The following is a 19255-nucleotide window of genomic DNA, read 5'->3' as shown; positions in this document are numbered from 1 at the left end:
ACGCTGCCGCGTCCACCGCAAGCCCGGCTCGCGAAATTGACGACCGCAAGATCGCCCCTCCTGGATGAGCCGGGATGCGCGACACATACGCTAAAACCGAATTTCGGTAAAGTGGAATATTTTTGCGCGGATGGATTGACAGAGCGCGACACAGCAGGTGCCGTAGGGTGGGCAAAGGCGCAATTGCGCCGTGCCCACGAGCTCTCGATGACGGAGAAAGACGTGGGCACGCTTCGCTTTGCCCACCCTACGAGAGCTACGAGAGCTCGAAAACGTCTAATCGGCGGCCGCCTGGACCGGGACGATTCTTCCGATCATCGCCTCGATCTCCGCCTTCACGCGGTCGGGCACGGCGTTCTGCACCATGTGGCCGAGATCGGGCAGCACGATCAGCTTGGCGTTGGGCACCATGGCCGCGAACGGGCGGGCGTGGATGCCGGTCCTCACCGTCTTGTCGGGCTCGCCGGCGATGATCGTGACCGGGGCCTTGATCTCGCCATAGCGGGCGACCTGCGCGGCGACGGCTTGCTTCAGCGTCACCAGATCATAGGCATTGGCGATGAATTCGCGCGGGCGCAGCAGCAGCGGCGTCGCGGAATTCTGCACGTATCCATCGGGCATCGTCTGCGGCAGGAATACGCTGCGCGCGCCGGGTTCGGCGAGAAAGTAACCGAGCGGCAGGGTGATGGTGTAGGCGAGCAGCGGGCCGATCACCGGCGTCGCGATGATCTCGTTGTAACGGCCGACGCCGCCGCGCCAGGGATGGGTGACCGGCGCGAGCATGACGAGGCCCGCGACGCGGCCGGGATGATCGAGCGCAAGCCGCGCGCCGAGCGCACCGCTCCAGGAATGCACGACGAAGACCGCACGCGCGATCCCGAGCTTTGCAAGCGCCTCGTCGATCATCCGCGCCTGGATCTGCGGCGTGGAATCCTGGCGCCGCGCACGCGTGCTCCAGCCGTGGCCGGGACGATCGACCAGGATGACGCGATGGTCCTTGGCGAGGATGTCGCCGAGCGGGCGCCGCATCGCTTCGAGATTGGAGCTCGCGCCGTGCAGCATCACGATCGGCAAGCCCGCATCGCGCGGGCCGATATCGACGACGTGAAGCGTCGCGCCGTCGACTTCGACCATCTCGCCCTGCGGCGGAAAGGCGCGCTGCACGGCGACGATTCCGGCCTGCGTGACCAGCGCCAGCACAACCAGCGCGGTCACGACTGACATCACGATCATGGGAAGAATCCGGGTGATCCTGGGCACAGGGCAGTTACGGGTCTGGAGGGCTGCAGTTTCGCGCCGGCTTTCCGGGCTTCCACCGAAAATGCCGGGGCTGTGGATATGTGCACAATTGCGGAACGTAAAAACTCAATGGAATCAACATTATTCTGAGGGCGTAGGCAAGCCCGGATCAGCTTCATGCAGCCGTCATCGCGGCTTCCATATAATCGCCATGGTCGGTTCCGCCATCTAGGCGCGGGTGGGCGCCGATCCTCCTCACAGCCTCGGGGAATGTGGGAAAGACCGGCAGAAATTGTCCTGGTTTGAACCGGAGGATTTTCGATGAGCTTCAGATCAAACGACACTGCGATCGACGAAATCGTCGCGAGCTGCAACGGCGACCTGCGCGGTGCCGTGCGGGCGCTGCTGCTGATCAACGAGCATCTCGAAGCGGAGCTGGCAAGGGCCTACGCCGCAGCGGCCGATCGCGGCCAGGTCGAGCGCGGCGGCAGCGTCCTGCACTGAACGCTAGTTCGTACCGTCCTCGTCCTTTTCCTCGTCCGGCGTGAGCGCGGGACAGGCGCGGATTGTCGAACGGGCAAGCTTGGCATCGGCCCTGGACTTGTAGGGACCGTCGCCGAACCAGATATCGCCGATGATGACCGGATTGCTGGTCACGATATTGCATTTTCCGGTGGCGCGGTTGCCGACCACCCAGAACAATCCGTCGGCGAGGCTCACCGTCCCCGACGCGAGCAGCAAGCACCCTGCAAAGATCACACGCTTCATGGCTTTCGCTCCTGCCATGCAGGTAGGCCTGCGGCGGCGCCGACAATAGTCCTCACGATGCCGCGCTTCCGATCGTGGTTAATCCGAAGACGCCACGTTCGCTCAAGAAACGATCGAGTTGTCGGCTAAAGCATGATGGAGTGAGGCTCGACCGGCGCGGGCGATTACCTCTTCCCGACGGGGAGAGGTGATCCGAGTTCTCCGCACGCATCGATTCGACCAAAACGCATTCCGCTCTAGATATCGCGGCCTTCGACCTTCTCGGTCAGCGCCTTGACCTGGTCGGGGATCTTATCGAGGTGCGGATTGACGGCGAGCGCCTTGCGGTAGGCGTCGAGCGCGCGCTTCTCGTCACCGACCTCCTGCATGATCATGCCGAGGCCTGCGAGCGCGCCGAAATGGCGCGGCTCCCGGATCAGCACCTGCTGGATATCCGCAAGCGAGCGGCCATAATCGTTCTGCATGTAATAAAGCGTGGCGCGCCGGTTCCAGGCCTCGATGTAGTCGGGCCTGAGCTTGATGACTGAGTCCAGCAGCTTGATCGCGACCTCGATCCTCTTGGCGTCGACCGCGGTCTTGGCGCGCGCCATCAACAGCGCCGCGGTGTCGCTGGGGGTCTGGAGCCAGATCGCCCAGATCCGCGCTTCGACGTGCTTGGCGCTGACCTCGTCAGGCGCCGCCTTCAGCGCGCCGAACAGGAAATCGAGATTCTTGGTGCGATCGACCTTGGGCAGCTTGGCCGGCGCCTCGGGCAGCTTCTTCTGCTTGCCCGGCGGGTTCGGCGGTTCAATCTGCTGCGCCAGCGCCGGAGCGAGCCCGGCGGTTCCCAGCACGAGGGCCAGACACAAAGTGCGCGCAAATGGGAATCTCACTGCCATGGTGAAAGTCTAAACACGCAAAGCCGCCCTTGCAAAGCAAAGGCGGCGTCAAACTCGTGTGAGCCGTGGTCTTGCGGGAACGCGCGGGGCGTCCGGCCGGGCGAGATCAGCCTTGCTGATATCAGCCCTAGTGATATCAGCCTTGGCGCGCCTTGAAGCGGCGCTGCACCTTGTTGATCACATAGACCCGGCCCTTGCGGCGGACCAGGCGGTTGGCGCGATGGCGACCGCGCAGCGATTTCAGCGAGTTACGGACCTTCATGGCGGAATCCTGAACGTTCGAAAGGCCGTGTTCGGCACTACCGTTGCGGCACGCGCGAATGTGGCAAAATGAGATTTTTCCCGCTGGCGGACGACCGCCCGGGACGGGGCGGTTCTTAAGGCATGGCGGGAGGTGATGTCAATGTTAACTGCCCCGGTTCGGGCCAGCAAATTCGCGAAAACAACCCCAGGCACAGTCAAAGCGGCCGGATCGGCCCGATCTACCCGACCGATAACCTCCCGCAATGCCTTGCCAAATTCGTTATATCATATAATCAATTCGGCAACCCGTCGGGAGGAAACCCATGCCGAAGCTGAAGCTGCCCAATATCGACGATGTCGTCGCCATCGACATCCACACCCACGCCGAGGAGCCCTGCGGCTGCCACCCCGACGACGGCTATGACGATTTCCAGGCGCAGATGGCGGAGTATTTCAAGTCGCCGAACAAGCATCCGCCGACGGTGCCGGAAACCGCGGCCTATTACCGCTCCAAGAACATCGCCGCGGTGATCTTCCCCGTCGATGCCGAGCGCGAGACCGGCTTCCGCCGCTACAACAATTACGAGATGCTGGAGGTCGCCTCCGATCATCTCGACGTCCTGATCCCCTTCGTCTCGATCGACCCGCACAAGGGCAAGCTCGGGGCGCGCGAGGCGCGCAAGCTGATCGAGGAATACGGCGTGCGCGGCTTCAAATTCCACCCGACCATGCAGGGCTTCTACGCCAACGACCGCATGGCCTATCCGCTCTACGAAGAGATCAACAATGGCGGCGCCATCGCGCTGTTTCACACCGGCCAGACCGGCGTCGGCTCGGGCATGCCCGGCGGCATGGGGATGCGGCTGAAATATTCCAACCCGATGTACATGGACGACGTCGCGGCCGATTTCCCCGACCTCAAGATCATCCTCGCGCACCCGTCCTTCCCCTGGCAGGAAGAGGCGCTGTCGGTCGCGACCCACAAGCCGAACGTCTATATCGATCTCTCGGGCTGGTCGCCGAAATATTTTCCGCCGATCCTGGTGCGCTACATCAACTCGATCCTTCAGGACAAGATGCTGTTCGGCTCGGACTGGCCGGTGATCACGCCGGACCGCTGGCTGTCGGACTTCGCCAAGATCGACATCCGCGATGAGATCCGGCCGAAGGTGCTCAAGGCCAACGCAAGGAAGCTGCTCGGGATCTGAAGCGCATCGAGGGCTTCGGTCGACCGAAGCCCTCATGCTCAAAACCTCACACCTGCGCCAGGCCTCCGTCCACGAAGACCTCGCCGCCGGTCATGAAGCTGCTGTCCGACGACGCCAGGAACGCGGCCACCGCGCCCGTCTCGGAGCGGTCGCCGACACGCCCGATGGGCGTGCTGCTTCCGAGCGCGTCGAACGCTTCCTCGCCGACGATCTCCAGCGCCAGCTCGGTCTTGATCGGCCCCGGCGACAGCACGTTGACGCGGATACCGGTGCCGCGCAGATCCTGCGCCCAGCTGCGCGCCAGATTGCGGATCGCGGCCTTGGTCGCGCTGTAGATGCTGAACTGCGGTGTCCCCATCACGCCCGTGCTCGAACCGGTCAGGATGATCGACGCGCCCTGCTTCATCAGCGGCAGAGCTTTCTGCACGGTGAAGACCAGCCCTTTCACGTTGACGTCGAAGATGTGATCGTAATGCTCGACCGTGATCTCGCCGAGCGGCGCGAACAGCCCGGTCCCCGCATTGGCGAAGAGAACGTCGAGCGTGCCTCGTTCCTTCCTGACCGTCTCGTAAAGCCGGTCGAGATCGGACAGATCGGTCACCGAGCCCCTGACCGCGCGCGCCTGGGATCCGAGCTTCGCAACGGCGGCGTCGAGCTGCTCCTGCCGCCGCCCGAAAATGTAGACGAAGGCGCCTTCGTCGACGAACCGCTTCGCCGCTCCAAATCCGATGCCGGTGCCACCGCCGGTCACCACTGCCGTCTTGCCTTGTAGTCTGCTCATGATGTGCTCCTTCACTGAGGTTGCACTGAGCTGGCGGCGTACCCACCTATCGACAAGTATGCACCTTTTGGTAAGTGCCCAAAAGACAAGTATGCACCTTTTGGTAAGTGCCCAAAAAATGTCAGACTCAACCTTTCCGCCGACGCAGCCCCCTTCAACCGTTCAGCGTTGCACGCCGAATCTGCCCGGATTCACATGCGGGCTGGATGCCACCCTGCGGGTCATCGCGGGCAAGTGGAAGCCGCTGATCCTGTACTTCGTCGCCCAGGACGGCCCGACCCGCTATGGCGAGCTCCGCCGCGCCATACGCGACGTCAGCGACAAGGTGCTGATCCAGCAATTGAAGGAGCTGGAGTCCGATGGGCTCGTGAAGCGCACCGACTACAAGGAGGTGCCGCCGCGGGTGGACTACAGCCTCACTCCGTTAGGTCACAGCCTCGCCCAGGCCCTCGTGCCGCTCTGCTCTTGGGGCACGGAGCACATGGCGGAAGTCAGCCGGGTGTTCGCCGAGCGGGCGGCCTGGACGCGGCGAGAACGTTCGCCGAGTGCCTAGCTTGCGCTGCACGTCGTTGAAGGTCTGCTACGCCGCCGATTGCAGCGCATTCCATACTTCCTCCAGCGGAGCTCCTGTGACCACAACCACCTGGAAGGACAGCCGATGAGCATCAAAGCCGTCGTCTTCGACGCTTACGGAACGCTCTACGACATTCAGTCCGTCGCTGACGTCACCGAGGATGCGTTTCCGGGTTATGGCGAGATCATCACGCAGGTCTGGCGGATCAAGCAGCTCGAATACACCTGGTTGCGCTCGCTGATGCGCCGCTACCAGGATTTTTCCACGGTCACCCGCGATTCGCTTGTCTACACGCTGCGCGTCCTCGGGCTTGCCTATGAGAGCGAGGCGTTCGAGCGCGTGATTGAGAGATATCTGCATCTCGATCTTTATCCGGATGCAGCCGCCGCGCTCACCGCCTTGAAGCCGCGACAACTGGCCATCCTCTCCAACGGCAGTCCGGACATGCTGAATGCGCTGGTGCGCAATTCCGGTCTCGACCGCCTGCTCGATGCGACCATCAGCGTCGACGCCAAGAAGATCTTCAAGCCGAGCCCGGCTGCCTATGAGCTGATCGGCGAGGAGCTCGGGACCGCGCCGAATGAGGTCCTGTTCGTCTCCGCCAATCCATGGGACGCGGCGGCGGCAAAGTCGTTTGGATTGAACGTCGCCTGGATCGAGCGAGTGACGCCGGAAGCCATGGCGCTGGCTTGCGTCGAGAGCGAACTCGTGGCACCGCTCACCATGTTCAAGGCGATCCGCACTCAGATGGACGAGCTTGGCTTTGCGCCGGATCATCGTGTCCGCGCACTCTCCGAGCTGCCGATGATTGCTTAGGCATCGCCGCCCGCATTTCTGAAATGAGCTGCCCGGAATGAGCCTGGAATCCGTTCGCGCCTTCTTCGCCGAAAAAGCCCCCGACATCACCGTGATGGAATCGCCGATCAGCTCGGCCACGGTGCCGCTTGCCGCCGAAGCCTATGGCGTCGAACCCGGCATGATCGCCAAGACTCTGAGCTTGCGCGTCGGCGAACGCGTGATCCTGATCGTGGCCGCCGGCACCTCGCGGATGGACAACAAGAAGGTCAAGGCGCAGTTCGGCGGCAAGCCGAAGATGCTGGGGCTGGAGGAGGTCGCCGCCATCACGGGCCACGAGGTCGGCGGCGTCTGTCCGTTCGGACTGAAATCACCGCTGCCGGTCTATTGCGACGTCTCCTTGAAGGCCTTTGACGTCGTGGTGCCGGCCGCAGGCTCGACCCATAGCGCCGTGCGCATCACCCCGCAGCGGATGGCCGAGCTCACCGCGGCCGAATGGGTCGATGTCTGCGAGGTCAGGCCGAACGGCGGCAACGGACAGGATGCCTGATGCATTTGCCGGCCAGGGAGGCTAGCATGGCGACCATGGCCGACGACAAGGTGAAACGACGACTGACCACCGTGCTCTGCGCTGACGTGTACGGCTATTCCCGTCTCATGGAAGCCGACGAGACCGGAACGTTGGAGACGCTCCGCCGCTACCGCACGGCCATTGCGCGATTGGTCGAGCGCCATGACGGCCGTATCGTGAATACCTGGGGCGATGCGGTGATCGCCGAGTTCGCCAGCGTGGTCGAGGCCGTGCAATGCGCGGTCGAGATTCAGCAGGAAATCTCCAGTCAGGCTTCGGACGCGCCGCAGGCGAGCCCGATGCGGTTTCGCATCGGCATCAACCTCGGCGACGTGATGGTGGACGGCTCCGACATCTATGGCGACGGGGTCAATATCGCATCCCGGCTGCAAGAGCTCGCCGAGCCCGGCGGCGTCGTGATCTCGAGCTCTGTCTACGATCAGGTCCACAACAAATTGTCCGTTGGCTTCGACTGCCTCGGCCAGCGCCCGATGAAGAACATCGCTCCCCTGACCAGTTATCGCCTGACCTTGGGTGGCCGCGCCGCACAACAGGGCTTCCCGATCGCAGCAAGCGCGGCTCCCTCAGAGAGCGCGCGTGCTCCGTGGACGGACGACAGGCGCCGGCCATCTTCCGCGACGAATGTCGTCTCGGCCTGGCTCGCAAGGCTGCCCCGCCCGGTTGCAGCGGCCCTCACGGTGTCGGCCTTCCTGATCGTGATCAATCTGCTCACCAGCCACAAGATCTGGTTCCATTGGCCAGTCGCAGCCATTCTCTTTGGAGTGGCCATGCGGATGGTGCTCGGAAACCGACCGGAATCGGACAGCAGAACAGAGCGCTGAACGAGCCGGCACGATCGCATGTCGCGCCTACGCCCGCGCGTCTCTCAGGCGCTCGTCAGAGCCTAATCGTCGTAATCATCATAGGGACGCGGTCGCGCGTACGGAGGTGGCGGCGGCGCATTGTTAAAGCGCGGCGGCGGTGCGGCCCGATTGCGCGGGACCGGCTGCTGCGGTTGAACCTGATTGTTCGACTGGAACACGGCACGGCAGCCGCTGGAGAGCTGCGGCGTGTTCTGTTGCAGACACGCCACGATACGGTTCACATCGGGAATCTGGTCGCTGCACAGCCGCCACACATCGGGTGTGCACGCCATCTGCTGTTCCATCGTGCCGCGGTATTCCTGCGCGGATGCACCGCCCTGCGCCGCGATCCCGCCGACCGCAAGCGCCACACCTAGCGCTATCCGCTCTGCTCGCATGTCCAGATCCTTCTCGATTCCCATCGACTTTCATCAATCAATGAGGCGGGAGGCGGTTCTGGACCAACAAAAAAATGTGAAAACGGATCGGGAACCTACTCCACCTTGCCGATCTTCTTCACCGCCGCGATCAGCCGCGCGCTGTCCGCCGCGACGAATTGCGCGAAGGCAGGCGCGTCCTGATAGGCGACGAGACTGCCAGAGGTTTCGAAGACCTTGAGCACGTCGGGACTCGTCATCACCTGCGCCATCGCCTCGCGCAGGCGGGTCGCGATCGGCGCGGGAAGCGCGCTCTGTGCGAACAGCCCGGCCCAGATGTACATCTCGACGTCCTTGTAGCCGAGCTCCTGGAAGGTCGGCACGTCGGCAAAGCTCGCGATGCGCTGCGCGCCGCAATTGCCGAGCACGCGCAGCTTGCCGTCGTCCACCTGCGGCTTCAACGTCCCCGGCGCTGCGGCGATCGCCTGCACGGTGCCACCGAGGATCGCAGTGAGCGCGGGACCCGCGCCGCGGAACGGCACGTGCAGCAGCTTGATGCCGGCGCTGCCTGCGAACATCTCCATCGCCACATGCAGCGTGCCGTACGGCCCCGACGAGCCGTAGGGGATCTGGCCGGGGCGCTTCTTCGCATCCTCGACGAAATCCTGCGCCGTCTTCCATGGGGCCGACGCCGGCACCGCCAGCAGCGTGGGATCGGCGAGCACCCGCGCGATCGGCATGAACTGCGAGACCTCGTAGGCGGCGGGACGATCGAACAGCCGGTCGGCCTCGGGGAGCACCGCGAGCGAGGACAGCGTCATCAGGAGCGTGTAGCCGTCGGGCTCGGCGCGCGCCGCCGCGGCGTTGCCGACCGAACCGCCGCCGCCGCCGGCCCGGTTGTCGACGATCACGGGCTTGCCCAGGATCCGCTCCAGCGCCATCGCCACCGGGCGCGCCGCAAGATCGGCCTGACCTCCGGCCGGAAACGGCACGATCATGGTGATGTTGCGCGCCGGATAGGCTTGCGCGAAGGCCGGACCAGGCCAAGCAATGCGCAACAACGGCAATGCCGCGGCGGCGCGCAGGAGACCGCGTCGATCCATGATGGTGCCTCCCCCCGATCTTCTTTGTTTCGCTGCCAGCCTAACGCGCCAAGCGGCAAGAACAAGACGTTTACGAAGCGTTAGCCATGTCCGGCTTCACCCGGAACGCATGCCTGGACCCGCCGTTGCCAACTTCAAGGAGAGTGAACCATGCAGAATCTGGCGACCATCGACGTCGCGCTCGACGAGATGCTGGTGAATCTCGCGGCGATCGTGTTGCGGCTTGCACAGCCCGAATTGACCCGGACGCCGGAAGCGCGGCGCGCCCTGACGCAATCGGTCCGTCAATACGGCGTGTGCGCCGCACGATCGAGCGACCCGCGCGTTCACGAATTGAAGATGCAGCTCGACGAGACGCTGAAACCGAGCTTGCGCGTCGTCGCGATCGACGGCGTGAAGGTGTCGTAGTCGAGCATGGTGGGCACGCTTCGCTTTGCCCACCCTACGATAGTTGCACGAACGATGGATTGATGAGATCCCGTAGGGTGGGCAAAGGCGCGCCCTTCGCGCGCCGTGCCCACGATCACTCGCCGAAGTGCCCCGAACTGTCCCGCATATCACCGCCCCAATCCAGGGGAGTGTGCCTTGGTCCACCTAGCGATGAACGGTAAAGGCGAACATCCTGCCTGGCGCGCGCCGATATCGGGACACTTGTAATCTTCTTAGGTGAAGACGTGGGCACGCTTCGCTTTGCCCACCCTATGATAGTTTGCACGAGCGATGGATTGATGAGATCTCGTGGGGTGGGCAAAGGCGCGCACCTCGCGCGCCGTGCCCACGATCACTCGCCGAATTGCCCCGCAATGTCCCGCATATCACCGCCCCAATCCAGGGGCAGGGTGCCGCTCTCCACGTAACGATGAAAGCTGCTGAGAGACCAATCGCGCACGCGCGCGACGAGGCCGTGCTTGACGGGATTGAAATGGATGTAGTCCACGTGACGCTCCAGGTCCGTATCATCGCGAATGGCGTGCTCCCAGTAGCGACGCTGCCAAATGCCCTTCTCGCGCTTCTTCAATTTGCTCATTGAAGGCGGCCCGGCCTCCAGGCCACGCGAGAATCCGCCCTTGATCAGATTCCACCGCGACGCGAAATCAGCATCGTGCTCGGGTAACGACCAAACGGCATGGAGGTGGTCGGGCAAGATGCAGATCGCGACAGTCTCAAACGGGCGGCGTTGCTGAACGGTTCGGTAAATTCGTCGCAAGCGATCAATGTGATCTACAAGCAGAGTGCTTGACCGATCTTCGAGCACGACCGTGAAGAAAAACGTGCTGCCTTGCGCGCGCCGATATCGAGACACTTGCGATTCCCTCAAGCAAGACGTGGGCACGCTTCGCTTTGCCCACCCTACGATAGCAGTTTGCATGATATACTCGCGAAGCGTGCCCGCCAAATGGATCTATGGCGCCTTTGCTCTCACGCGCGGCCGCCGCTTGCATGTGCCCGGCAGCTTGGCCGCGAGGAAATCGCCGAGAGCCTCGACGCGCGCTGGCCTGGGGCCGCCGGGCGGCGTCACGAGATGCACCGCGCCTTCGGCCTGTTTCCAGTCCTTCAGGATCACTTCGACGGCGCCGGAGGAGATCGCCTCGCCGACGATGAATTCAGGCAGCTCGGCGATGCCGAGGCCCGCGATCAGCGCCGGCATCACGGCTTCGCCATTGTTGACGCGAAGCTGGCCACCCGGCCGCACGCTGGCCTGCTCGCCGGCTGAATTGGTGTAGTGCCAGACGTTGGGCGTGGAGAGATAGGCGTAGCTGAAGCATTTGTGCTCGGCCAGATGCATCGGATGCGTCGGCCGGCCATGACGCTTCAGATAGGACGGCGCGGCCACGGTGAAGCGCGGCATGGTGAAGAGCCGCCGTGCGATCAGTGACGAGTCCGGCAGCCGCGCGATCCGCACCGCCATGTCGAAGCCTTCGCCGATCAGGTCGACGGTCGCATCGCTCAAGTGCAGATCGACCGAGACTTCCGGGTACGTCTCGAAGAATTCCGGCAGCAGCGGCGCCACCGCCTTGATGCCGAACGTCATGGGCACGGCAAGCCGCACCAGGCCGCGCGGCGCGACCGACTGCGCCAGCGCCTCGTTCTCTGCGGCCTCGCCGTCGGCCAGAAGACGCGTCGCGCGCTCGGCGAGCTTGTGGCCGGCATCTGTCAGCGCAAGCCGGCGCGAGGTGCGGTTGAACAGCCGCGCGCCGAGCCGTTCCTCCAGGCGCGTGACCGCCTTGGACACCGTCGCCTTGGACGTCGCGAGCTCGCTCGCGGCCCCCGCAAACGACCGTAATTCCACGACTTTTGCGAAAATCGCGAGGGCCTCGAAATCCGGGAGCTTCGCCATGGGGGCAATCCGCTTGGGCTCTTTCAGGAAACAATGTGTTTCGACAGTTTCTATTTCTATACCACAGCCGGAGGCTTATCCAAGGGATCAACCGCAGTTGAACTGCCCGATACGTTTTCTCGAGGATCTACCCATGATCGAACTCAGACCTTTCGCAAAGCTCGGCGGTGCCGACCACGGCTGGCTCAAGGCCAAGCATCATTTCTCCTTCGCCAGCCATTATGATCCCGACAACATGGGTCACGGCGCCTTGCGGGTGTGGAACGACGACGAGATCGCGCCGAACACCGGCTTTCCCGCCCATCCCCACGCCAACATGGAAATCATCACCTATGTGCGCGAGGGTGCGATCACGCACCAGGACAGCCTCGGTAACGAGGGGCGCACCGAAGCTGGCGACGTGCAGGTGATGAGCGCCGGCAGCGGCATTCGCCATTCCGAGTACAATCTGGAGCCGACCAGGACACGCATCTTCCAGATCTGGATCGAGCCGACGCAACGCGGCGGACAGCCGACCTGGGGCTCGAAGCCGTTTCCGAAGGCCGATCGCTCCGGCAAGCTCGTGACCATTGCGAGCGGCCTCGAGGGCGATGGCGACGCGCTGCCGATCCGCGCCGATGCACGCGTGCTCGCCACCACGCTGAAAGCCGGCGAGAGCGCGGAGTACGCGCCGCAGAGATCGCGGCACCTCTATCTGGTGCCCGCGGCAGGCGCGGTCGAGGTCAACGGCGTGCGCGTCAACGCCCGCGACGGCGCCGCGATCCGCGACGAGGAGCACCTGAAGATCACGGCGCTCGAAGATTCCGAGCTCGTGCTCGTCGACGCTGCGTAAAAGCCACATCGATTGCCGTCATTCCGGGATGGCGCAAAGCGCCAGACCCGGAATCTCGAGGTTCCGGGTTCGATGCTTTGCATCGCCCCGGAACGACGGCGAGATAAGAGCATCACCTACCCTCAACGGAGACCACCATGACCAAAGTTTTCGTCCTCTATTATTCCGCCTATGGCCATATCGAAGCGATGGCCAATGCCGTCGCCGAAGGCGCGCGCGAGGCCGGCGCGACCGTCGACATCAAGCGCGTGCCCGAGCTGGTGCCGGCCGAGGTCGCAAAAGCCTCGCATTACAAGCTCGATCAGGCCGCTCCCGTTGCCAAGATCGAGGACCTCGCCAATTACGACGCGATCATCGTCGGCACCGGCACCCGCTTCGGCCGCATGGCCTCGCAGATGGCGAACTTCCTCGATCAGGCCGGCGGGCTCTGGGCCAAGGGCGCGCTGCACGGCAAGGTCGGCGGCGCCTTCACCGCGACCGCGACCCAGCATGGCGGCCAGGAGACGACGCTGTTCTCGATCATCACCAACCTCCTGCATTTCGGCATGGTCGTGGTCGGCATGAACTACGGCTTTGCCGGCCAGATGAAGCTCGACGAAGTCACCGGCGGCGCGCCCTACGGCGCCACCACGATCACCGGCGGCGACAGCAGCCGCCAGCCCAGCGCCAACGAGCTCGCCGGCGCGCGCTACCAGGGCCGCCAGATCGCGGAGACCGCCAGGAAGCTACATGGCTGAACTCCATGGCTGAACTCCAAGGCCGATGCGCTCGCGGCATTCCCGTCCGGGAATGCCGCTTCAGCGTATGCCTTTGCCCATGGCGCGCGCGGCGAGAGCGGCGGCCGCGGGATAGCGGCGCAGGCCCTGCGCGGCATGATCGCGCCATGCAAAAGGCAAGCCTCGCCATGACAGCGCGACGCTGACGTCGGTCAGCGGCACCCGCTCGGCGCCGAAGCGGCGCTTGTAGTCCTGATTGCCGATGCTGAGGTCGAAGCGGCGCACGCCCTTTGCATGCAGCGCCGCCATGGTGCGCTCGATGATGAGCAGCCCGGGGGAGCAGCTCGACCAGGACTCGCCGGCGTGACTGATGCGCAGCAGGCAATAAGCCGCGCCTTGCCTGACGCCGAACGAGGTGCCGATGACACCGTCGTCGCAGACGAGTGCCGAAACGACGGCATAGCCGTCGTCAAGGCCCTGACGGACGACCTCGCGATAGAATCGCGCATGAGTCTCGTCGTTGAGAACGAACGGCGAGCCGAGCTTACGCATACGCGCCTGCTGCTGCACGTCCATCACGTCGAGCAGCTCACGCGCGCGCGCAACGTCCGTAGCGATCTCGAACCGCGCGCCCTGGTGCCGGTTGAAGACGCGCCAGCACCGCGGCATCTGCATGCGCTTGATCGATGCCTGATAGGCCTCGTAGGTATCGCCCATCAGCACGAGATTGCCGTTGAGCGAGCAGGATCCGATCCGCCCGAGCGACACCAGCGGGTTCGGCTTGCCGCCGACCTGGGCCGGCATCTTCCTCAGCCGCAGCAGATCGAAGCGGTCCGGCAAGGCGCGCAACGCCTCGACCAGCGCCATGACGATCGCATTTGCCGCCGCCGCGTCAAACGCGGCATCGGGCGCCACGATCGGCGCGTTGTTGTCGGAGACGCCGAGGTCGGCGAATTCGACGATGCGGATGCCGCGTCTGACATGGCTGATCATCGGCACCATCGCGATGTCCTTGCCCGTGGCAGAATCGGAGATCACGGCGATCAACGGCGCGACGTCATCGAACGCCTGATACCAGGCCTCGAGCCAGTAGCCATGCTGAAAGACGGTGCGATGCCCGGCGCTCAGGCGCGAAGCGGCCTGACGCCAGTCACGCACGACATCGATCGCGATTCCCGACGTGGTGGATGCAAGACCATCCAATTGCTCGACGCCGAAAAACGTCATGGCTTCAGTTCCGCTTGCGCAACGCATTGGAACCTGGCCAGGAAGTGCAGGCCGGCCGCGACCAGAGCGAACATGAACCAGATCGGATTCTGCCGTTCGAGCAGGAAGGTCTCGGTCGTCCCGTAATAGAGGCCGAACAGCCACACGGTCAGGAACAGCTTTGCCAGTGCGCCACTGCGGCTGTGGGCCTGGGCCCGTTGGAAATTGCCGAGCGGTGCGAGCACGAAGACCAGGATCACCAGCAGCAGGCCCGGCAGACCAATGGTGACCGCGAGATCGAGATAGCTGTTGTGGCTGTGCGCCGCGGACGTCGCCCATTCGGCGCCTTGGGCGGTCTGCCGCGCCGTGACGTCGTCCCAGAAAGCTGCATAGCCGTGACCGATGAGCGGCTTCTCGGCGACGGCCGCGAGCGCGAACTCCCAGATCGCGGACCGGCCGGTGAAGGTGGGATCGAGCGGAAGCAGCCGCGTCATGGCCCCGAGCGCCGGGCTCAGGACGCTGCCGACCGTCAGCAGGTTCATCGCGATCAGCGGAACGAAGCAGATGATCCGCTTCAGCCACAGGCTCGGGGTGACATAGACCAGCGAGGCGAGCGCGTAGACCGCAAGGCAAAGCACCGACGACGTCTTGCCGCCGGTGAAGATCAGGAAGAGGCCGGCCAGCACGGCGATCACCGGTCCCATCACGAAGGAGCCGACGGCGGACAGGTAGATGCCGACATAGACCAGGATGGTCATCACGGGCGAGGCGATGTTCTTGTGGCCGAAGCTGCCGCGCCAGTCGCCGGCGAGCTGCGGCTCGGTGACATCGAGCGCGGTGTGGATCGAGTATTGCGGCGCGAGCAGGACGCCGAGATAACAGAGCGCGAGCAAGACCAGCGCCGCGGCACCCAGGCACAGGTTGAAGCTGCGCTGCGTCGGCGGCAGCAATGGCAGCAGGACGGCGAGCGACGTCATGCTGACGAGGAGCACGAAGCGCTGCATCGACACGCCGCGGCTCTCGGACAGGACGATGTTGATCAGCAACCAGCCCACGAGACAGAGATGAAGCGGCGTGACCAGGGTCTTCAGCGAAGGCGCATCGGTGCGAGCTGCGAACAGCACCGCGATCGCAGCCAGGAGCCCCCAGGAGACGTAGGTTACCGCCATTCGTCCGCCGACGATCGTGGTGACATCGGGATTGCGCAAATCCGGGAACGGATCGAGCGTCACCATCACCAGCAGCAGCGACGCGACCGCGATGAGGCAGCGCGCAGCCTGCGCGGCGTTCAGCTCCGCCAGGCCATCACGGAGCATACGACCCAACGACCGGGTCTCGAGGTCGGTCATATCGGCGACGCTGCGGTCCATGCTGCGGTCCACGGCTCAAGACGTTTGGTGACGCAGGTGGAGCTCCGGGTCCTGGCTCACCCCGGTTGAGCGTCCGTCAACAGTCGTGCCGGAGCTCTGCGCCGCGGGCGGCCGCACGATGCTCCGCGCGATCTCGTAATATTGCAGCGCTCGTTGCTCGAGCGTGAGGTTGTCCAGGACATAGCCGCGCGGGTCGAACGCGTTCGCTTCACAGCCGGCCCAGAACTCGTCCCACCCCGCCTCGAACCCCGCGATGTCGACGAACTTGGCGCCGCAGCGCTGGTCCCAATACGGCACCGAGGACACCGGCGCGAACTGCACGCGGTGCGGATAGTAATCGGGGTCTCGCCACGGCCCACCCGGATCCCAGGCGAACACCGGTATGCCGCAGGCCAGGGCCTGCTGATAGGCGATGCCCTGGCTTTCGTTCTGGCACAGGAAGATCATCGCGCGCGAGGCCGCCAGCGCCTCCCGATATTCTTCCTCCTTGTAGCCGCCGTAGCGCAACTCGATGAACGAGCGTCCCTCCCTGGCGAGCCGGGCACGGACCGGCTCGATCAATTCCGGCGCGTAGCGCTCGCGATCCCAGTGGACCTTGTCGTAGATCAGCACGTCGATGGCCTTCTGCGAGGCCTGCGACGGCGTCCACAGATCGGTGTCGATGCCGACCGGCCAGGCCTCGGTGTCGGGCCAGTACGGCCGATACATGTCGACGTACCAGGCGCCGGGCACCACGACTTTCTTGACCGGCAGGCGCTTGAACAAATCGGGATCGTCGAGCGGATGATTGTGGGCGGCGACGCCGAGCAGGATCGGATTTTTCCACGCGAACTTGTCGAGCAGGAAGGTGCGGCCGATGATGCAGGCGAGCTCGTCGGGATGCTGCGCGATGTAACGGTAATCGTTGACGCGGTAGCGGATACCGAGCCGGTCGAGCCCAGCGCAGAGATTGAGGAACACGCGAAGCTGTCCGCTCATGCGCGGCTCGCCGAGCAGCAAGCGGCGCGCCGTGCGCCGCAGGTGCCGGTCGCCGGGAAACCAGCGATCGTCCTTGTCCTCGTAAAAGAGGTTGAGGATCATCGCATCGGGGTCATGTTCGAACGTCGTGGCGGGCACTGGATCCATCCGCGGCAACCGGATGCGCATTCTCGCATGGGACCGGCTGTCGCTCTCTTCCGAATTTGCCACAGGCTTAATGCCAGCGGCTTAACGCTAATTGACGAAAGCACGCCGACATACGCCTTCGCGTCAACGATCAGGCCGTAATGCGGGTATCATTCGCAAGGGGCCAACGCTGCGATCGATCGCATCGTCCATTCAGCAGCTGCGCCCTGGTTAACAGACTCTTAAGGGCGAGCCGTGACTCAGATCACCGCCGAACAGGTTCTCGATTTGCCGGCCTCCACCCGCATCGTGCCGGCGGCGCGCCAGCCGCTGCCGTCGAGCCCAACCACATCGGTATCCGTTGTCATTCCCGCCAAGAACGTTGCGGCCTATATCGGCGAAACCCTGGCCAGCGCGCTGGCGCAGCGCGAGGTGGGCGAAGTGATCGTCGTCGACGACGGTTCCACCGACGACACCACCGCGATCGTCCGCGCCATTCACGACCCGCGACTGCGCCTGGTGACGAATGAGTCCGCCGGCGTATCGGCCGCGCGCAATCTCGGTGCACGATATGCCAGCGGCGAGTGGCTGCTGTTCCTCGATGCCGACGACCGCCTGCGTCCCGGCGCGGTGGCTGCACTCCTGGCGGCGGCACGCGGTGCGCCGCGCGCGGTTCTGGTCTATGGCGACTACAACACGATCGACAGCGACGGACGCCAGATCGGCCGTCGCGGCCTTCTGAAGGGACGCCGCAAGCCGTCCGGCGACGTGCTGACGCGGCTCGCGGCCGGCAATTTCATCGTCAATGGCGGCATCGCGCTCGCACGCGCGGAGGCCTTCCGCGCCATCGGCGGCTTCGACACCTCGCTGCGATATTGCGAGGACTGGCATTGCTGGTGCCGCCTCGCCGCGATCGGCGAGTTCGAATTCGCGCCGAAGCTGCTGCTCGATTATCGTCTGCACACCGCCAGCACCATGAACGCCGCGGTCCGCACGCCGAAGGACTTCTTCCCGGCCATCGCGCGGGTGTTCGACGACGGGCTGATCCTGGCGAGATTGCCCGCGGGCACCGCGCCCGGCTTGCGCCTTGCCGCCGAACTGCATCTCATCACCTATGCGGCGATGCAGGCCGTCCGCTTCGGCCGGTATCGCCAGGCCTTCGGCTATCTCGGCATGGTCGGCCGCCGTTCGCTCAAGGCGCTGCCGCGCGCCACGGCAAGGACCGCCCTCGCCCGCTTCGGCATCTAACCGTCACGACACGATCTTGGAGGCCTCGTAGGGCTTCGGCGCGAAGCCGAACGCCGCGAGCATGGAGCCGAGCGCCACCAGCGCCGGATGCATGGCGACGACGGCCTTCGACGTCGCCAGCAGGCGAACGGACCGGACCAGCGACAGCGGCAGCCGTCCGAGCATCTGCGCGAACACCCATGCGCGCGCGCCCGCGCTTCGAGCCGCCTTGTACTGCACGCGATAATTGATCGCGCCTATGCGCAGGCCGCGCTTTGCGATCCAGCCGAGGCTGGTGCGGCTTTGCGGCACGGTCTCGGTGATGACGGCTTCCGCCGTCCAGTGGAATATCATCCCGGCATCACGGCACCGCACGAAGAAGTCGCAATCGCCGCCGCCGAGGAAATTGAAGCGCAGGTCGAACGCGGGACGCTCGAACCGCTCGAAGACCGCGCGCGTGATCAGGCAATTGCCGCAGCCATAGATCAGCGGCACCGCGCCGGAATAGTCGTAGGCCGGACGGAAGGCGGGATGGCGCGACAGCCACGGCTTGCTGTCGTCCTCGAACACAGGCAGCACCGGCCCGCCGACCACGTCGGCGCCGGTCGCCTCCGCGGTGCGGACCATCAGCTCGAGCCAGTCGCTCGATGCGATCTCGTCGTCGTCGATCATCAGGAAGCGGGTCGCGGCGGGAAACAGCGTCTGCGCCGTCTCGAAGGCAGCGTTGATCGCCTGGCAATTGCCCTGCCGCTTCTCGACAAGGCACACGCCCTGGAGCCTGCCGGCGGCCAGAAACTCGGCGGCGACCGGAGCGCTTTCGCGCCGCGCAGCGTCGTTCTCGACCATGACGACGGCAAAGGAACGCGGGGTACGCTGGTTCGCCAGCGATTCCAGCGTCAGCCGCAGGTGCTGCGGACGGCGGAAGCAGGGAATGCAGACGACAATGCCGACCGACAGGTCGATGACGCGGGAGCTCGCCGCGATCTCCCGGTTGGGATCGCGCACGGCATCCGAGACGCGCGTGGCGGACAGGTCTGTCGGGATCAGTGTCATGACGTTCTA

At 64.6% G+C, this 19255-nt stretch carries 23 protein-coding genes; 10 read left to right on the top strand and 13 right to left on the bottom strand.

Translation table 11 applies throughout. The annotated features are described in order from the left end of the window. Positions 1 to 276: 276 nt before the first annotated feature. The gene (locus D6B98_RS25045; protein ID WP_164718841.1) at positions 277 to 1233 is read right to left on the bottom strand and encodes an alpha/beta fold hydrolase; all 957 of its coding nucleotides are present in this window, start codon (positions 1231 to 1233) and stop codon (positions 277 to 279) included. 327 nt (positions 1234 to 1560) lie between these two features. Between D6B98_RS25045 and D6B98_RS25040 the strand changes: the two genes are divergently transcribed. Further along, positions 1561 to 1743 carry a hypothetical protein gene (locus tag D6B98_RS25040; protein ID WP_126259546.1) on the top strand — a complete coding sequence of 61 codons (183 nt, stop codon included), beginning with the start codon at positions 1561 to 1563 and terminating at the stop codon, positions 1741 to 1743. 3 nt (positions 1744 to 1746) lie between these two features. Here D6B98_RS25040 and D6B98_RS25035 read toward each other — a convergent pair whose 3' ends face one another. The 3 genes from D6B98_RS25035 to ykgO form a co-directional block, all read right to left on the bottom strand. Continuing rightward, entirely contained in the window at positions 1747 to 2007 is a 261-nt protein-coding gene (locus D6B98_RS25035; protein ID WP_126259545.1) for a hypothetical protein, read from the bottom strand. A gap of 236 nt (positions 2008 to 2243) precedes the next feature. Then, the gene (locus D6B98_RS25030) at positions 2244 to 2885 is read right to left on the bottom strand and encodes a tetratricopeptide repeat protein (protein WP_126259544.1); all 642 of its coding nucleotides are present in this window, start codon (positions 2883 to 2885) and stop codon (positions 2244 to 2246) included. Positions 2886 to 3021: 136 nt separating this feature from the next. Then, positions 3022 to 3147, bottom strand: a complete 126-nt coding sequence (gene ykgO / locus D6B98_RS25025; protein ID WP_006611362.1) for a type B 50S ribosomal protein L36 — start codon at positions 3145 to 3147, stop codon at positions 3022 to 3024. A 304-nt stretch (positions 3148 to 3451) separates the two neighbouring features. Here ykgO and D6B98_RS25020 point away from each other — a divergent pair, with 304 nt between their 5' ends. Then, positions 3452 to 4336, top strand: a complete 885-nt coding sequence (locus D6B98_RS25020; protein ID WP_027551976.1) for an amidohydrolase family protein — start codon at positions 3452 to 3454, stop codon at positions 4334 to 4336. 46 nt (positions 4337 to 4382) lie between these two features. On the opposite strand, the gene D6B98_RS25015 is transcribed toward D6B98_RS25020, so the two are convergent. Then, positions 4383 to 5117 (bottom strand): SDR family NAD(P)-dependent oxidoreductase, encoded by a 735-nt coding sequence (locus tag D6B98_RS25015; protein ID WP_164718840.1) that lies wholly within the window; start codon positions 5115 to 5117, stop codon positions 4383 to 4385. Between the two features lie 118 nt (positions 5118 to 5235). Here D6B98_RS25015 and D6B98_RS25010 point away from each other — a divergent pair, with 118 nt between their 5' ends. The 4 genes from D6B98_RS25010 (at position 5236) to D6B98_RS24995 (ending at position 7899) form a co-directional block, all read left to right on the top strand. After that, positions 5236 to 5670 (top strand): winged helix-turn-helix transcriptional regulator, encoded by a 435-nt coding sequence (locus D6B98_RS25010; protein WP_245481454.1) that lies wholly within the window; start codon positions 5236 to 5238, stop codon positions 5668 to 5670. Between the two features lie 105 nt (positions 5671 to 5775). Beyond that, on the top strand, positions 5776 to 6507 hold the full coding sequence (locus tag D6B98_RS25005; protein ID WP_126259542.1) for a haloacid dehalogenase type II: 732 nt from the start codon (positions 5776 to 5778) through the stop codon (positions 6505 to 6507). Between the two features lie 37 nt (positions 6508 to 6544). Beyond that, positions 6545 to 7036: a YbaK/EbsC family protein gene (locus D6B98_RS25000; protein ID WP_126259541.1), complete on the top strand. Its 492-nt coding sequence runs from the start codon at positions 6545 to 6547 to the stop codon at positions 7034 to 7036. A gap of 35 nt (positions 7037 to 7071) precedes the next feature. Next, positions 7072 to 7899 (top strand): adenylate/guanylate cyclase domain-containing protein, encoded by an 828-nt coding sequence (locus D6B98_RS24995; RefSeq protein ID WP_126259568.1) that lies wholly within the window; start codon positions 7072 to 7074, stop codon positions 7897 to 7899. Between the two features lie 62 nt (positions 7900 to 7961). On the opposite strand, the gene D6B98_RS24990 is transcribed toward D6B98_RS24995, so the two are convergent. Continuing rightward, the gene (locus D6B98_RS24990) at positions 7962 to 8318 is read right to left on the bottom strand and encodes a hypothetical protein (protein ID WP_126259567.1); all 357 of its coding nucleotides are present in this window, start codon (positions 8316 to 8318) and stop codon (positions 7962 to 7964) included. A gap of 95 nt (positions 8319 to 8413) precedes the next feature. Beyond that, positions 8414 to 9400 (bottom strand): tripartite tricarboxylate transporter substrate binding protein, encoded by a 987-nt coding sequence (locus D6B98_RS24985; protein ID WP_126259540.1) that lies wholly within the window; start codon positions 9398 to 9400, stop codon positions 8414 to 8416. A 150-nt stretch (positions 9401 to 9550) separates the two neighbouring features. On the opposite strand from D6B98_RS24985, the gene D6B98_RS24980 reads away from it, so the two are divergent. Beyond that, positions 9551 to 9808: a hypothetical protein gene (locus D6B98_RS24980; RefSeq protein WP_126259539.1), complete on the top strand. Its 258-nt coding sequence runs from the start codon at positions 9551 to 9553 to the stop codon at positions 9806 to 9808. 373 nt (positions 9809 to 10181) lie between these two features. Here the strand turns inward: D6B98_RS24980 and D6B98_RS24975 are convergent, their stop codons facing one another. After that, positions 10182 to 10703 (bottom strand): REP-associated tyrosine transposase, encoded by a 522-nt coding sequence (locus tag D6B98_RS24975; protein WP_126259538.1) that lies wholly within the window; start codon positions 10701 to 10703, stop codon positions 10182 to 10184. 99 nt (positions 10704 to 10802) lie between these two features. Then, positions 10803 to 11738 carry a LysR family transcriptional regulator gene (locus D6B98_RS24970; protein ID WP_126259537.1) on the bottom strand — a complete coding sequence of 312 codons (936 nt, stop codon included), beginning with the start codon at positions 11736 to 11738 and terminating at the stop codon, positions 10803 to 10805. A 133-nt stretch (positions 11739 to 11871) separates the two neighbouring features. Here D6B98_RS24970 and D6B98_RS24965 point away from each other — a divergent pair, with 133 nt between their 5' ends. Both D6B98_RS24965 and wrbA read left to right on the top strand, forming a co-directional pair. Further along, positions 11872 to 12570, top strand: coding sequence for a pirin family protein (locus D6B98_RS24965; RefSeq protein WP_126259536.1), 699 nt, complete (start codon positions 11872 to 11874; stop codon positions 12568 to 12570). Positions 12571 to 12707: 137 nt separating this feature from the next. Further along, positions 12708 to 13307 (top strand): NAD(P)H:quinone oxidoreductase, encoded by a 600-nt coding sequence (wrbA, locus tag D6B98_RS24960; RefSeq protein WP_126259535.1) that lies wholly within the window; start codon positions 12708 to 12710, stop codon positions 13305 to 13307. Positions 13308 to 13367: 60 nt separating this feature from the next. Here the strand turns inward: wrbA and D6B98_RS40100 are convergent, their stop codons facing one another. From D6B98_RS40100 to D6B98_RS24945, 3 genes are read right to left on the bottom strand one after another with little or no spacing between them, the layout of a single operon-like run. Then, positions 13368 to 14513, bottom strand: a complete 1146-nt coding sequence (locus D6B98_RS40100) for a GNAT family N-acetyltransferase (RefSeq protein WP_164718839.1) — start codon at positions 14511 to 14513, stop codon at positions 13368 to 13370. Then, positions 14510 to 15862, bottom strand: a complete 1353-nt coding sequence (locus tag D6B98_RS24950; RefSeq protein WP_126259534.1) for an O-antigen ligase family protein — start codon at positions 15860 to 15862, stop codon at positions 14510 to 14512. Before D6B98_RS24950 ends, D6B98_RS40100 begins: the two co-directional genes overlap by 4 nt. Before the next feature lie 15 nt (positions 15863 to 15877). Then, positions 15878 to 16978, bottom strand: coding sequence for a glycosyltransferase (locus tag D6B98_RS24945; RefSeq protein WP_126259533.1), 1101 nt, complete (start codon positions 16976 to 16978; stop codon positions 15878 to 15880). 243 nt (positions 16979 to 17221) lie between these two features. Here D6B98_RS24945 and D6B98_RS24940 point away from each other — a divergent pair, with 243 nt between their 5' ends. Next, positions 17222 to 18214 carry a glycosyltransferase gene (locus tag D6B98_RS24940; protein WP_164718838.1) on the top strand — a complete coding sequence of 331 codons (993 nt, stop codon included), beginning with the start codon at positions 17222 to 17224 and terminating at the stop codon, positions 18212 to 18214. 3 nt (positions 18215 to 18217) lie between these two features. Here D6B98_RS24940 and D6B98_RS24935 read toward each other — a convergent pair whose 3' ends face one another. Beyond that, positions 18218 to 19246 (bottom strand): glycosyltransferase family 2 protein, encoded by a 1029-nt coding sequence (locus D6B98_RS24935; RefSeq protein WP_126259532.1) that lies wholly within the window; start codon positions 19244 to 19246, stop codon positions 18218 to 18220. Positions 19247 to 19255 lie beyond the last annotated feature (9 nt).

The organism is Bradyrhizobium sp. LVM 105 (assembly GCF_003957705.1).
GTDB lineage: Bacteria > Pseudomonadota > Alphaproteobacteria > Rhizobiales > Xanthobacteraceae > Bradyrhizobium > Bradyrhizobium frederickii.
The sequence above is the reverse complement of the archived record's forward strand: the minus strand, read 5'-3'. Positions and strand labels throughout refer to the sequence as shown.